Raw genomic sequence first — 14,055 nt, forward strand, 5'->3', positions numbered from 1 at the left:
CCCCCGCCGCGCGGCCGGGCGGGGCCGTCCGGGCCCGGGGCCCCCCCCCCCGGGGGGGGGGCGGGGGGGGGGGGGGGGGGCCCGGGGGGGGGGGGGGGGGGGCCCCCGCCCCCCCCCGCGGGGCGGCTCACGGCCAGTCGATCTGCGGGGAGCGGGTGAACCCGATGCCCGCCGCCTCCCAGCGCGGTCCCTGCTGCGCCAGCCGCGCCCGGAACGACTCCCAGTCGTGGGTGGCCGCGGGCGACCAGCCCAGCTCGGCGATCGCGGGCAGCCGCGGGAACGCCATCAGCTCGACGTGCTCGGAGGTCTCCAGCGTCTCCGTCCACATCGGAGCCTCCACGCCGTGCACCGCCTCGGCGGGCACGCCCGGCAGGTGCGTCGCCGGGTCCCAGCCGTAGGCGTCGGCCACCTCGACGTACCCGGCCCAGCTCAGTCCCAGCTCGGTGGACTCGTCGTACTTCATGTCCAGGTACGACCGGTCCGCGGGCGACAGCAGGATCCGGTTGCCGCGCTCGGCGGCGGCGGCCATCAGCTCCGCGTCGGCGCCCTCGGTGCCCCAGTACTGCACGACCGACCCGGCGGCCGGTTCGGCCTTGGCGTACTCGTGCCAGCCCACCGCGGTCTTGCCGTACTTCGCCACGATCGGCAGCGCGCGGTCCATGAACGCGCGGTACTGCTCGTCGGTGGTGGCGTCCGCCTCGTCCCCGCCGATGTGCAGGTACGGGCCGGGGGTGAGGGCGGCGATCTCGCGGATCACGTCGTCCAGGAACTCGTAGGTCACGTCCTCGTCCACGCACAGCGAGCTGAACCCGACCTCGATGCCGGTGTACAGCGGCGGCGCCACCCCGTCGCAGTTGAGCTCCGCGTAGGAGGACAGCGCCGCGTTGGTGTGCCCCGGGGTGTCGATCTCCGGGATGAGGGTGATGTGCCGGGACTCGGCGTGCGCCACGATCTCCGAGTAGTCCTGCTGGGTGTAGAAGCCGCCGGGACCACCGCCGACCTCGGTGCTGCCGCCGTGCTCGGTCAGCCGCGGCCAATCGGTGATCTGGATCCGCCAGCCCTGGTCGTCGCTCAGGTGCAGGCGCAGGAAGTTCACCTTGTACCGCGCGAGCTGGTCGATGTAGCGCTTCACCGAGTCGACGTCGAAGAAGTGCCGGGCCACGTCGAGCCCGGCGGCGCGGTGCTCGTAGCGCGGCCGGTCGGTGATCTCCCCGCCGGGCACGGTCCACGGCACGTCCTGCACCTGCGGGCTCTCGATCTCGGCCGGGAGCAGCTGGCGCAGCGTCTGCACGCCGTGGAACAGGCCGGTGTCGGTGGCGGCGTGCAGCGTCACCGCGTCCGCGGTGACCTCCAGCCGGTAGCCCTCCGGCCCGGTCTCCGGCTCGTCGAGGCGCAGCGCGAGGTCGCCGCCGTCGCCGACCGCCAGCGGGAACCCGGTGGCGGGCCGCAGCACCTCGGCGACCAGGTCGGCCACCTCGGTCGCGCCGGGGTCGGCGGTGATCGCGCTGTCGGCGGTCAGCTCGAACGCGACGCCGGGGGCTTCCCGCACCGCTTCGGGAGCCGGGACGACCTGGTGCAGCCGCGCCTGCGGATCCGCGGCGGCGGCGGGGGTGAGGGTGCTCAGGACTCCGGCGGTGAGCACGCCGGTCAGCAGGGCCGCCGTCGCGGCGCGCACGGGGGTGAGGGGCATCGGCAACTCCCGGTCGGAAACGAGGTCCTAAAAGGTATAGACCACCCATCCGGCGCGGACAGCACCCGAACGGACCCAAAACGCCGCCTGCCCGCCCCCGATCAACGCCGGATGAACGGCCTGCCCGCCCGGGCGAACGGGCCGATCAACTCGGTCGCTGCCCGCGCAGCGCGCTTCGGAGGGCGTCGAGCACCGCCGGGTCCTCGATGGTCGAGGGCACCTTCGCCTCGCCGGTGTCGGCGATCTCCCGCATCGACTTGCGCAGCACCTTCCCCGACCGCGTCTTCGGCAGCCCGTCCACCACGTCCACGTCCCGGAACGCCGCGACCGGCCCGATCTGGTCCCGCACCGCGGCCACCAGCTCTGCCCGCAGCTCCGCCGGGTCGACCTCGACGCCGGACTTGAGCACCACGAAACCGCGCGGCACCTGGCCCTTGAGCGCGTCGTGCACGCCGATCACCGCGCACTCCGCCACCGCCGGGTGCGCCGCGAGCACCGCCTCCATCGATCCGGTGGACAACCGGTGCCCCGCCACGTTGATCACGTCATCGGTGCGGCCCATCACGAGCACGTAGCCGTCCTCGTCCACGTGCCCGCTGTCGCCGGTCAGGTAGTAGCCGGGGTACCGGGACAGGTAGGACTCGCGGAACCGCTCGTCGTCGCCCCACAGCGTCGGCAGCATCCCCGGCGGCAGCGGCTGCTTGATGCAGATCGCACCGTCCACTCCCGGCGGCACCTCCGCGCCCGCTTGGTCGAGCACCCGCACGTCGAACCCGGGCACCGGCACCGTCGGCGATCCCGGCTTGATCGGCATCGGTTCCAGGCCGCGCAGGTTCGCGCAGATCGGCCAGCCCGTCTCGGTCTGCCACCAGTGGTCCACCACCGGCACGCCGAGGGTGCGCACCGCCCACTGGTAGGTCTCCGGGTCCAGCCGCTCCCCGGCGAGGAACAGCGTGCGCAGCGAGGACAGGTCGTAGTGCGCGAGCTCGGCCGCCTCCGGATCGACCCGCTTGATCGCCCGGAAGGCGGTCGGCGCGGTGAACAGCGCCTTCACCCCGTGCTCGGCGATGACCCGCCAGAACGCTCCCGCGTCCGGGGTTCCCACCGGCTTGCCCTCGTAGACCACGGTGGTCGCCCCGGCCAGCAGCGGGCCGTAGACGATGTAGGAGTGCCCGACGACCCAGCCCACGTCGGAGGCGGTCCAGAACACCTCCCCGGGCCCGATGTCGTAGATGGCGCCCATCGACCAGCGCAGCGCCACCGCGTGCCCGCCGTGGTCGCGCACCACGCCCTTGGGGCGGCCGGTGGTGCCGGAGGTGTAGAGCACGTACAGCGGGTCGGTGGCCGCCACCGGCGCGCAGTCGGCGGGCTCGGCGGCCGCCAGCGCCTCGGCGGCGTCGGCGTCGTCCGGGCCGAGCTCGGCGCGCGCCCGGTCGCGCTGGAACACCAGCACGCCGCCGGCCGGGCGGTGCTCGGCCAGCCGCAGCGCCTCGTCGACGATCGGCTTGTACTCCACGACCCGGTTCGGCTCCAGCCCGCAGGAGGCGGCCACCACGATCGCCGGGAGGGCGTCGTCGATGCGGGCGGCGAGCTCCTTCGGCGCGAAGCCGCCGAAGACCACCGAGTGCACCGCGCCGATCCGCGCGCAGGCCAGCATCACCACCAGGGCTTCCGGGATCATCGGCAGGTAGACGATCACCCGGTCGCCCTTGCCGACGCCGCGCGCCCGCAGCGCCCCGGCGAAGCGGGCGGTGCGGTCCAGCAGCTCGCGGTAGGTCCAGCGGGACACCTCGCCGGTCATCGCCGAGTCCCAGATGACCGCGGCCTGCTCGCCCCGCCCGTCGCGCACGTGCCGGTCCAGCGCGTTGAAGCAGGTGTTGAGCACCCCGTCCGGGAACCAGCGCCCGGACTCGTCCAGCGCCCTGCTCGGCGCCCGGTCCCAGTCGATGCCGGTCGCGGCCTCCAGCCAGAACCCGTCGGGGTCGGCGAGGCTGCGCCGGTGCGCGTCGGCGTGGGCACCCATGGTCGAGACCTCCCGCGGTATGTGTGGGACGGATGCCGGTGGTCTACCCGAAGGGGGCCGTTCGCGCCAGCACCCACGCGGCGCCGGCGAGCGGTGGCGGCGACGCGCCGGGTCCGCGGACGTGGCGCCCGCGTGCCCGACAGTCCACAATGGTCGATCGACGGGAGGGGTGGTTTCCGGTGCGGCGACCGAAGATCGCGGGTTCCTGCGACGAGCGGTCGGTCGCGTTTCGGCCGCGCCGAACCCGTGCACTTTCAAGATCATCCATTCGGCGTCGGGTCGCTCCCGCTGGGCGCAGGCCAGGCGGATTCGGCGGAACTCCCGGTCGCCGGTCGAACACAATGCGTGGGGATGCGTGGGTGGGGAGGCGGTCGGTCGACGAAGGGGTCGGTCCGGCCGACGACCGTGATGGAGGTGTCAAGCTTTGACCAGCGTGGAGACGACTCACCGGGACGGCATCACCGACGGTGACGACGACGCGGCGGAACTGCCCACCACCCCGTGCAGCGTGGTGTGGAGCGGTGGGCACTCGTTCGTCCTCGAAGGCGTGGGCGGCCGCGCCCGCTGGGCCGGCGTGGACGACCGCGGCCGGGCCCGCTTCCTGACCGACGCCGAGATGCGGCGCCGCGGCTGGAGCCACGACCGCCGCTGACCGGCCGCGCACCCCTGGCCGCCCCGGCCACCGCGAGGGGGGTGTGGCACCCTGATCGGTGCGGGCGCCTCCGGGTGCCCCGGAGCCGCAGGCGCAGGTGAGCGCTTCGCGGCGGAACGCACAACCGCGTCAGGGGAGGGCTGTGGTGCAGGACGCCGACGGCACCACGGCCGGATCCGAAGGCCGAGGTGGAGCGGGCGATCCCGCGTCCCCGGAGCCGGACGGCCCGCGGATCGGCACCGGCGGGCAGCCCGGGACCGAACCGGCCGCGGAGCCCGCCGCGGGCCGGGGCGAGGACCCCGCCCAGCCGCCCGACCCGGGCATCGCCCGGATCAAGGAAGTCGCCGCGAGCGTCTGGGACGACCCGTGGCTCACCTGGCCCAACCTGCTGAGCGTCGTGCGGCTCGCCGGGGTCCCGCTGTTCCTCTGGCTGCTGCTCGGCCCGCAGTCCGACCTGCTGGCGCTGCTGGTGCTGGTGGTCAGCGGCGCGACCGACTGGCTCGACGGCAAGCTCGCCCGCTGGCTCGACCAGTACAGCCGCGTCGGCGAGCTGCTGGACCCGGCGGCCGACCGGCTCTACATCGTCGCCACCCTCGTCGCGTTCGTGCTCCGCGACGTGATCCCGTGGTGGGCCGCGGCCGCGCTCATCGGCCGCGACGTGGTCCTCACCCTGTGCCTGCCGGTGCTGCGCTGGCACGGGTTCGAGCCGCCGGAGGTGCACTACCTCGGCAAGGCCGCCACGTTCTGCCTGATGTACGCGTTCCCGCTGCTGCTGCTCGTGCAGGAGGACTTCGCGTTCGCGGGCGTGGCGCGGCCGATCGCCTACGCGTTCACCTGCTGGGGCGGCGCGCTGTACGTCTGGGCGGGGGCGCTGTACCTGGTGCAGGTGATCGCCGCGGTGCGCGCGGCCCGCACGCTGAAGACCTGATCGTTCCAGGTCCGGCCGGTGCCGATCCGATCACGCTCGGCCGCCTTGCGGCCGGGAGCGGCCCCGACCTAGGCTCGCCTGGCCCGTGGCGATCATCGCGCGGGTGCGGCGGCACCTCGCCCCGCCCACGGCACGACGAGGAAGGCGGGACCCCAGTGGCCCCGGACGGGATCAAGTACACCCAGGAGCACGAGTGGGTGCGGCGCACCGGCGACGACACCGCGCGCATCGGGATCACCGACTACGCCCAGCAGCAGCTCGGTGACGTGGTGTTCGTGCAGCTGCCCGAGGTGGGCGAGACCGTCGAGGCCGGTGGCGGCATCGGCGAGGTGGAGTCGACCAAGAGCGTCTCCGACATCTACGCCCCGCTGGCGGGGGAGATCGTCGCCCGCAACGACAAGCTCGACCAGGAGCCGGAGCTGGTCAACTCCGACCCGTTCGGCGACGGCTGGATGATCGAGATCAAGCTCTCGGACCCGGCCGCGATCGACGGACTGCTCAGCGAGAGCGACTACCAAGGCATCATCAACCAGGGATGATCGTTGATCTCGGGTTCGCGAACGGCGTGAGGTGGGAGTCCCGCGTCTGCGGCCTGCGACGGCACGGTACGTTTGAACGCACTTGCACGACCCATCCGCGCAGAGGAGAGCTCAGGTGAGCCAGAACGACGGGCCCGGCGGCGTTCCGCCGGAGCAGTCACCGGAGACCACCTCGGTCTTCAGGCCGTTCCTCTCGGAGCCGGAGAGCACCGAGAGTGCGACCCCGGAGCCAGCGGCCTCCGGGGCCGACGCGCTGCCCGCCGGGGCTGCCCTGCTGGTGGTCAAGCGCGGCCCGAACGCCGGGTCGCGGTTCCTGCTCGACAGGGAGACCACCAGCGCCGGACGCCACCCGGACAGCGACATCTTCCTCGACGACGTGACGGTGTCCCGTCGGCACGCCGAGTTCCGGCGAGAGGGCAACGACTTCGTCGTCGTCGACGTCGGCAGCCTCAACGGCACCTACGTCAACCGGGAACCGGTGGACACCTCGGTGCTGGCCAACGGCGACGAGGTGCAGATCGGGAAGTTCCGGTTGGTGTTCCTGACCGGTCCCATCGACGATCAGGGCCGCTGAGCCGGACGTTCCGCGGACAGAGCGCATCGGGGCGACGCCATCCGGCGCCGCCCCGATCGTTCTCGGCGGTGATCGTTGCGAGCGATCTTCGAGCCGGTGGTTCCCGCACTCCGGAACGGGTTCTGCGGGATGTGCTGCGGTGTATCGTGACGGGGGACATCGTTCGCGTCGCGAGCGGTCGGCGCCCTCCCGGGTGCCGGGCGCCCGGATCCGGGGCGGTCCGCGGCGGAAACGTCGCGGGAATCGCGTCCGGTGAGCACCTGCGGGTGCCGCGGAACCGGTGCGCAACGGCGTCAACGACCGCCCCGGCCCGGGGCGGACAACGGAAAGGCCCGGTACCGGCGACACCGTCGGTGCGAGGCCGGGAACGAGCCGGAAAAGCCGTCCACCGAGCGGAAAATCCGGGCGGGGACGACGGCCGGAGGTCGGCGTGTCCGCCGTATCGCGGGTAGCGTCAGAGGCGTCGGTGCGCGATCCTCGACCAAGGATGTCACGCTTCGGCGCGCTGGAGGAGGCGATGTGTCGATGAGCAGCGAAATGCGCGTCGTCGGCGTGCGAGTGGAACTACCAGCCAACCAGCCGATCCTGCTGCTGCGCGAGACCGAGGGCGAGCGGTACCTGCCGATCTGGATCGGATCGGTGGAGGCCACCGCGATCGCGCTGGAGCAGCAGGGGGTGCGACCCGCCAGACCCCTCACCCACGACCTGCTCAAGGACGTCATCGGCGCCCTCGGGCGGGACCTGGAGCAGGTGCGGATCACCGACCTGCAGGAGGGCACGTTCTTCGCCGAGCTCATCTTCGACGGGGACGTGCGGGTCTCGGCGCGGCCGAGCGACTCGGTGGCGCTGGCGTTGCGGATCGGGGTGCCGATCCACGCCGACGAATCGGTGCTGGACGAAGCCGGGTTGATCATCCCGGACGAGCAGGAGGACGAGGTCGAGAAGTTCCGGGAGTTCCTGGACTCGGTCTCGCCGGAGGACTTCCGCGGCGCGGACACCTGATCGCGGCGGGCGGGCGCACGACCCGCCCCGCCGCCCGCGTCGTCGTGAGGGGGCTCCTGGTGCAGCTCGCACCGGGAGTCCCTTTCGCATGTCGGGGCCCGCGCGGGTGCGGCTTCGGGTGCGGTGCGTGCGCGAAGGCGGGGCGTGCGTCACACCCGGGGTGGGCGGGCGTCCCCGCGCGTCGCGTTGACCCGCCCACCGGGCGGGCTTACCTTCGGAGTGCGCGAATCGCCCCGATGTGATTTTCCAGGTCGGGGAAGGTCAAACCCCCGGTTCCATGATCGTCCTCGCGCTCGGGTGGTGATCATGCGACGAGCCGGGTTCGGTGGTTCGCCGGCTTCGGCCGGGCGGAGGGAGGCAGGCGTGGTGGAGCGAGCACCTGGCGAGGATGCCGCCGCGGAGGGGTCGAAGCCGTTCCCGGAGACCGCGCTGCCGGACGAGCTCGTCGGCTACCGCGGCCCCGCGGCGTGCCAGATCGCCGGGATCACCTACCGGCAGCTGGACTACTGGGCGCGCACCAAGCTGGTCGGGCCGTCGATCCGCGGCGCCGCCGGTTCCGGGTCGCAGCGGCTGTACTCGTTCAAGGACATCCTGGTGCTCAAGGTCGTCAAGCGGCTGCTGGACACCGGGGTCTCGTTGCACAACATCCGGGTCGCGGTCGAGCACCTGCGCCACCGCGGGGTGGAGGACCTGGCCCGCATCACGCTGTTCAGCGACGGCACGACGGTCTACGAGTGCACCTCCGCCGAGGAGGTCGTGGACCTGCTGCAGGGTGGCCAGGGCGTGTTCGGCATCGCGGTCAGCGGTGCGATGCGCGAGATCACCGGCACCATCCACGAGTTCCCCGCCGAGCGCGCCGACGGTGCCGAGCCGGACGAGCCGGTCGCCGACGAGCTGTCGCGGCGCCGGGACCGCCGCATCGGCTGATCGCCGAGGCGCGCTAGGCCCGCCGTGGCCGCCGTGCCGTCCGGCGCGGGTCCGGCGGTCTTGCCGCCAGCAGGTGCGAGGGCCACCTATCGACCCGATCGGCCGCTCTCGCCGTGCGCGGGCCACCGTTCGGCCTGTTCTGGTCCCGCCCGTCGGGCGCAGGCGCCGATCGGTCTATCCGGTCCCGCTCGCCGTGCGCGGGCTGTCGGCGGATCCGGCCAGGCCGTCCTGGCGCCCGCGGCCGTCGGGTCACCGCCCGTCGATGTCACGCCCCGTGCCGCTGGGATGATCGGGCGGGATGAAGATCGCACCGTTCGGCCGTCACCGGATCGGGTAAGCTGCTGTGCATCGCCGACCCCGCGCGGGAGAGTTCGCCGTTGACCTGGTCAGCGGCGGCGCCGAAGGAGCAAACCCTCCCCGACAACCTCTCAGGCCTGCTGGACCGCACGGGCGAGATACCTCTGGAAAGCGGGACCACCGACGTGGTTCCCCGCCGACGGTGCAAGTCCGGTCCACGGACCGGGTGAAGCTCTCAGGCGTTCGCGTCGCGGACAGTGACAGAGGGGGAGAGCAGCACACGTGCTGCCGCCCTGTCCGTCGCGATGAATGAGGTGTGGCGATGACGACCGAAGACCGTATCCCGCTGGCCGCCCTGGAACACGGCACTCCGTTCGCCGACCGCCATGTCGGGCCGCTGCCCGCTGAGCTGGCCCGGATGCTCGACGTGATCGGCGTCGGCTCGCTGGAGGAGCTGGGGCAGTCGGCGGTGCCCGACGGCATCCGCGAGCGGGACCTGCAGCTGGCGTTGCCGGAACCGGCCACCGAAGCCGAGGCGCTCCAGCAGCTGCGCGACCTGGCCAGGCTGAACAGCCCGCACACCGAGATGATCGGCCTGGGCTACTACCCGACGATCACGCCGCCGGTGATCCGGCGCAACGTGCTGGAGAGCCCCGCCTGGTACACGGCGTACACGCCGTACCAGCCGGAGATCTCGCAGGGCAGGCTCGAAGCGCTGCTGAACTTCCAGACCATGGTGGCCGACCTGACCGGCGTGCCGGTCGCGAACTCGTCGATGCTCGACGAGGCCACCGCGGCGGCCGAGGGCATGACGCTGGTGCGCCGCGCGGGCCGGGCCAAGTCGCCGCGGTTCGTGGTGGACGCCGACGTGCTGCCGCAGACCCTCGCGGTGCTGCGCACGCGGGCGGAACCGCTGGGCATCGAGGTCGTGGTGGCGGACCTGTCCGCGGGCGCGTCGGCGCTGCCGGACGGCGAGTTCTTCGGGGCGCTGCTGGCCTACCCGGGTGCGTCCGGAGCGGTCCGCGACCACCAGGCGGTCATCGACGAGGTGCACGAGCGCGGCGGCATGGTGGTGGTCAGCGCCGACCTGCTCGCGCTGACGGTGCTGCGCGCTCCCGGTGAGCTGGGCGCGGACGTGGTGGTGGGCACGACGCAGCGCTTCGGCGTCCCGATGGGCTTCGGCGGCCCGCACGCCGGTTACATGGCGGTGCGCAAGGGCATCGAGCGGCAGCTGCCCGGCCGGCTGGTCGGGGTGAGCGTCGACGCGGACGGGAACCAGGCCTACCGGCTGGCGCTGCAGACCCGCGAGCAGCACATCCGCCGGGAGAAGGCCACCAGCAACATCTGCACCGCCCAGGTGCTGCTCGCCGTGGTGGCGGGCATGTACGGCGTGTACCACGGTCCCGCCGGGCTGCGGGCCATCGCGAAGCGGGCGCACCGGATGGCGGCGGTGCTGGCCGAGCGGCTGCGCCGCGGCGGGGTGCGCATCGTGCACGCCGAGTTCTTCGACACCCTCGTCGCCGAGGTCCCCGGCCGGGCCGCCGAGGTGGTCCGCGCCGCGCGGGACGGCGGCATCAACCTGCGCCACATCGACGACGACCACGTCGGCGTCAGCTGCGACGAGACCACCACCCGGGAAGCGCTGGTGCGGGTCGCGGAGGCGTTCGGCATCGCCGGGGGTTCGCTGGCCGGCATCGACGAGCTGGACGCCGAGACCGACGACGCGCTGCCGACCGCGCTGCTGCGCACCTCCGAGTACATGACGCACCCGGTGTTCCACGCGCACCGCTCGGAGACCTCGCTGCTGCGCTACCTGCGCAGCCTGTCCGATTCGGACGTGGCGCTGGACCGCAGCATGATCCCGCTGGGCTCCTGCACGATGAAGCTCAACGCGACCGCGGAGATGGAGCCGATCACCTGGCCGGAGTTCGCCGAGCTCCACCCGTTCGCGCCCGCCCAGGACGCCACCGGCCTGCTGGAGATCGTGCACGACCTGGAGCGCTGGCTGGCCGAGATCACCGGGTACCACTCGGTGAGCCTGCAGCCGAACGCGGGCAGCCAGGGCGAGTTCGCCGGGCTGCTGGCCATCCGCGCCTACCACCACAGCCGTGGTGCGGCGGCGCGGGACGTGTGCCTGATCCCGGCGAGCGCGCACGGCACCAACGCGGCCAGCGCCGTGATGGCCGGGCTGCGCGTGGTCGTGGTGCGCTGCGACGACCAGGGCAACATCGAGCTCGACCACCTGCGCGAAGTCGTCGACCAGCACCGCGACGACCTCGCCGCCATCATGATCACCTATCCGTCCACGCACGGCGTGTACGAGGACACCGTGGAACAGGTGTGCGGGCTGGTGCACGAGGCGGGCGGCCAGGTCTACGTGGACGGCGCGAACTTGAACGCGCTCATCGGCCTGGCGCGGATGGGCGAGTTCGGCTCCGACGTCTCGCACCTGAACCTGCACAAGACGTTCTGCATCCCGCACGGCGGTGGCGGTCCCGGCGTCGGCCCGATCGGGGTGCGCGAGCACCTGGCGCCGTTCCTGCCGAACCACCCGCTGCAGCCCGCCGCGGGGCCGGAGACCGGGGTCGGGCCGATCAGCGCCGCGCCGTGGGGCAGCGCCTCGATCCTGCCGATCTCCTGGGCCTACGTGCGGATGATGGGCTCCGACGGGCTGCGGCGGGCGACGCTGACGGCCGTCGCCGCGGCGAACTACGTGGCGCGGCGGCTCGACGAGCACTTCCCGGTGCTCTACACCGGCTCCGGCGGGTTCGTCGCCCACGAGTGCATCCTGGACCTGCGGCCGCTCACCAAGGCCTCCGGCGTCACCGTGGACGACGTGGCCAAACGGCTCGCCGACTACGGGCTGCACGCGCCGACGATGTCGTTCCCGGTGGCGGGCACGCTGATGGTGGAGCCGACCGAGAGCGAGAACCTCGCCGAGCTGGACCGGTTCTGCGACGCGATGATCGCCATCAAGGGCGAGATCGACAAGGTCGCCGGCGGCCACTGGCCGGCCGACGACAACCCGCTCGTGCACGCTCCGCACACGGCGGCCTCGCTGGCCGGGCCGTGGGAGCACCCCTACAGCCGGGCGGAGGCGGCTTACCCGATGGGCACCGGGGCGCCGAAGGTGTGGCCCGCGGTGCGCCGGATCGACGGGGCACGCGGGGACCGGAACCTGGTGTGCTCGTGCCCTCCGCTTTCGGCCTACGAGGGCTGACCGCGGCGCGGGGGTGAGCGGGAGCCGCCGCCGATGCACTACGGTGGGCGACTCCATCCGATCGCCTCCGAGAGGAGTGCAGCAATGCTCACGATCAGCGAGAGCGCAGCCGAGGTCATCAAGGTCGTGTTGGCCGGCGGTGACTCGCCCGAAGGATCGGGGCTGCGCATCGCCCCGGTCGCGGACGAGGCCGGGCAGGCCGAGTTGCAGGCGTCGATCGCCAGCGAGCCGCAGGGAGACGACCAGGTGTTGGAGGAATCCGGTGCCCGGGTCTTCCTCGAACCGCAGGCGGCGTCGCTGCTGGGCGACAAGGTGCTCGACGCCGAGCGCGACGACAACGGCGAGCTGAACCTGGCCGTCCGGGACTGAGCCGCAGCGACCCGCCGCGCGCGGGTCACCGAGCCGACGACAGCGCCGGCCGGGAGCGGGGGAGCGACCTTCCCCGGCCTGGTCGGCGCTGCCGCGTTCCGGGCTCAGCCCACCGGCTGCGAAACGGCCAGCAGCCGTTCGCAGTGTTCCACCAGCCGGTCCCGCAGCGGCGCGGCCCGCTCGGCGAACTCGCGCTGCGCGCGCACGTAGGCGGCGCGGCCCTCGGGCGTCTCCACCGCGACCGGCGGGTAGCCGAGGGCGGCGAGGTCGTAGGGGCTGGCGCGCATGTCCAGCTCGCGGATGTCCACCGCCAGTTCGAAGCAGTCGGCGACGAGTTCGGCGGGCACCAGCGGATCCAGTTTGTAGGCCCACTTGAACAGGTCCATGTTGCCGTGGAGGCATCCCGGCTGTTCCAGGGCGACCTGGTCCTCGCGGGCCGGTTGCAGCGCGTTCAACGGCCGCGCGGGCGGGGTGAAGAACCGGAAGGCGTCGTGGTGGGTGCACTTGATGGGCATCGACTCGACGACCGCGTCGGTGCCCGCGTGCCCGAGCCGCAGCGGCCAGGACTCGTGGCGCACGTCGCCGGGGGAGGTGCGGTAGACCATCGCCCACTCGTGCAGCCCGAAGCAGCCCAGCTGCGGGCTGCGGGAGCGCACCGCGGTGAGCAGCCCGTGCACGAAGCGCACCGACTCGCGGCGCTTCGCGGTGAGCACCGCCGGGTCCAGCGCCACGCCCTCGGGGACGCGCCGGTAGCCGCGGCGCTCCAGGAACTCGGCGCCGCCTTCGAGCGCGACGCCGAAACCGGGCTGCCAGCGCTCCAGCAGCGACGGGCGGTGCGAGTAGTAGGTGAACAGGAAGTCCATCACCGGGTGCTTCTCCCCGGCGCGCTGCCTGCGCCGGTGCGGTCCGGTCCAGCGCTCCACCCGCTCCCGGTGCGCGTTCGCGCGGTCCCGCCATTCCTGTTCGCCCAGCACTCGCATAGTGCCGCCAGGATAGGTCAGCCCTCGTCGGGGCCGGTCCGGCCGGGGCGCAGCTGCGCGATCAGCTCCCGCAGCCGCGGCGGGACCGGTGCCTTGGCGCCTTCCGGGTCGTGGCAGGCGAAGGTCATCCGGCCGTGGACGACGAGCTCGTCGTCCCGGGTGAACTCGAAGCCCAGCGAGTAGGAGGTGGTGCCGACCCGGTCCTGCACCACCTCGCAGGCCAGTTCGTCGAACACCCGCACCGGCGCCAGGTAGGTGGCCGCCGAGCGCACCCCGACCGTCCCGGTGCCCAGCTGCGCGGCCAGCTCCGCCGAGCGCAGCCCGCGGGCGTGCAGCCAGCTGCTGTAGGCCCGCTCCATCCACGGGTAGTAGATCGCGAAGTACGCGATGCCGAGCGCGTCGCAGTCCCCGTAGGAAAGCCGGAAGCGCTGCACCTGGTCCACCGCCATCACCCTCCGATGTGGACGGACGCGGTGCCGGAGAGCACCGGATCGCCGCCGAGCACGTCGAGTCCGACCGCGCAGGACGCCACCAGGACACCGTCCTGTTCGGACACGCCGGTCACCGTGCCGTGCGCGCGCAACCGGTCCCCGGCGAACACCGCGCCGAGGTGGCGCAACCGCAGCTCCCGGATCCGGTGCGCCCCGCCCGCCCAGCGCGCCAGCATCGACACCACGTACGCCTGGTTCAGCGGCCCCTGGTTCACCACCCGATCGCCGAGCCCGAGGGCGCGCACCGCGGCCGGGTCGAAGTGGATCGGGTTGGCGTCCCGCATCAGGGCGGCCATCGTCTTCATCTTCTCCGCGCTGACCGGGCCGACCTGGTGGTCGGGCAGCACGTCCCCTGGCCGCACG

General features: G+C 73.0%; 13 protein-coding genes and 1 riboswitch. Of the genes, 8 read left to right on the forward strand and 5 right to left on the reverse strand.

The window, feature by feature from the left end; genetic code table 11:
* Nucleotides 1–127: 127 nt before the first annotated feature.
* Together LCD31_RS09515 and LCD31_RS09520 are read right to left on the reverse strand one after the other, a co-directional pair.
* Nucleotides 128–1,690: a beta-N-acetylhexosaminidase gene (locus tag LCD31_RS09515; protein ID WP_304614536.1), complete on the reverse strand. Its 1,563-nt coding sequence runs from the start codon at nucleotides 1,688–1,690 to the stop codon at nucleotides 128–130.
* A gap of 145 nt (nucleotides 1,691–1,835) precedes the next feature.
* Nucleotides 1,836–3,713 (reverse strand): propionyl-CoA synthetase, encoded by a 1,878-nt coding sequence (locus LCD31_RS09520; protein ID WP_224957381.1) that lies wholly within the window; start codon nucleotides 3,711–3,713, stop codon nucleotides 1,836–1,838.
* 433 nt (nucleotides 3,714–4,146) lie between these two features.
* On the opposite strand from LCD31_RS09520, the gene LCD31_RS09525 reads away from it, so the two are divergent.
* The 8 genes from LCD31_RS09525 (at nucleotide 4,147) to LCD31_RS09560 (ending at nucleotide 12,221) form a co-directional block, all read left to right on the forward strand.
* Complete coding sequence (locus LCD31_RS09525; protein WP_224957459.1) at nucleotides 4,147–4,365, forward strand: hypothetical protein; 219 nt, start codon at nucleotides 4,147–4,149, stop codon at nucleotides 4,363–4,365.
* Between the two features lie 322 nt (nucleotides 4,366–4,687).
* Nucleotides 4,688–5,293, forward strand: a complete 606-nt coding sequence (locus LCD31_RS09530) for a CDP-alcohol phosphatidyltransferase family protein (RefSeq protein WP_224957460.1) — start codon at nucleotides 4,688–4,690, stop codon at nucleotides 5,291–5,293.
* Nucleotides 5,294–5,448: 155 nt separating this feature from the next.
* Nucleotides 5,449–5,832, forward strand: coding sequence for a glycine cleavage system protein GcvH (gcvH, locus tag LCD31_RS09535; protein ID WP_224957382.1), 384 nt, complete (start codon nucleotides 5,449–5,451; stop codon nucleotides 5,830–5,832).
* 115 nt (nucleotides 5,833–5,947) lie between these two features.
* Nucleotides 5,948–6,406: a glycogen accumulation regulator GarA gene (garA, locus tag LCD31_RS09540; protein WP_224957384.1), complete on the forward strand. Its 459-nt coding sequence runs from the start codon at nucleotides 5,948–5,950 to the stop codon at nucleotides 6,404–6,406.
* 525 nt (nucleotides 6,407–6,931) lie between these two features.
* Nucleotides 6,932–7,408 (forward strand): bifunctional nuclease family protein, encoded by a 477-nt coding sequence (locus LCD31_RS09545; protein ID WP_224957385.1) that lies wholly within the window; start codon nucleotides 6,932–6,934, stop codon nucleotides 7,406–7,408.
* A gap of 306 nt (nucleotides 7,409–7,714) precedes the next feature.
* Nucleotides 7,715–8,335, forward strand: a complete 621-nt coding sequence (locus LCD31_RS09550) for a MerR family transcriptional regulator (RefSeq protein ID WP_255614343.1) — start codon at nucleotides 7,715–7,717, stop codon at nucleotides 8,333–8,335.
* A 352-nt stretch (nucleotides 8,336–8,687) separates the two neighbouring features.
* Nucleotides 8,688–8,790, forward strand: a riboswitch (glycine riboswitch).
* 164 nt (nucleotides 8,791–8,954) lie between these two features.
* A complete protein-coding gene (gene gcvP, locus LCD31_RS09555; RefSeq protein WP_224957387.1) occupies nucleotides 8,955–11,852 on the forward strand; it encodes an aminomethyl-transferring glycine dehydrogenase in 2,898 nt (965 codons plus the stop codon).
* Between the two features lie 84 nt (nucleotides 11,853–11,936).
* Nucleotides 11,937–12,221: a HesB/YadR/YfhF-family protein gene (locus LCD31_RS09560; RefSeq protein ID WP_224957388.1), complete on the forward strand. Its 285-nt coding sequence runs from the start codon at nucleotides 11,937–11,939 to the stop codon at nucleotides 12,219–12,221.
* A 104-nt stretch (nucleotides 12,222–12,325) separates the two neighbouring features.
* Here the strand turns inward: LCD31_RS09560 and LCD31_RS09565 are convergent, their stop codons facing one another.
* From LCD31_RS09565 to LCD31_RS09575, 3 genes are read right to left on the reverse strand one after another with little or no spacing between them, the layout of a single operon-like run.
* On the reverse strand, nucleotides 12,326–13,201 hold the full coding sequence (locus LCD31_RS09565; protein ID WP_224957389.1) for a 3-methyladenine DNA glycosylase: 876 nt from the start codon (nucleotides 13,199–13,201) through the stop codon (nucleotides 12,326–12,328).
* A 17-nt stretch (nucleotides 13,202–13,218) separates the two neighbouring features.
* Nucleotides 13,219–13,644 (reverse strand): thioesterase family protein, encoded by a 426-nt coding sequence (locus LCD31_RS09570; RefSeq protein WP_224957390.1) that lies wholly within the window; start codon nucleotides 13,642–13,644, stop codon nucleotides 13,219–13,221.
* A gap of 5 nt (nucleotides 13,645–13,649) precedes the next feature.
* On the reverse strand, nucleotides 13,650–14,054 hold the full coding sequence (locus LCD31_RS09575) for a MaoC family dehydratase (protein WP_374201646.1): 405 nt from the start codon (nucleotides 14,052–14,054) through the stop codon (nucleotides 13,650–13,652).
* Nucleotide 14,055: the final 1 nt, after the last annotated feature.

The sequence above is a fragment of the Saccharopolyspora sp. 6M genome (assembly GCF_020176775.1).
In the GTDB taxonomy this organism is placed as follows: Bacteria; Actinomycetota; Actinomycetes; order Mycobacteriales; family Pseudonocardiaceae; genus Saccharopolyspora_C; species Saccharopolyspora_C gregorii.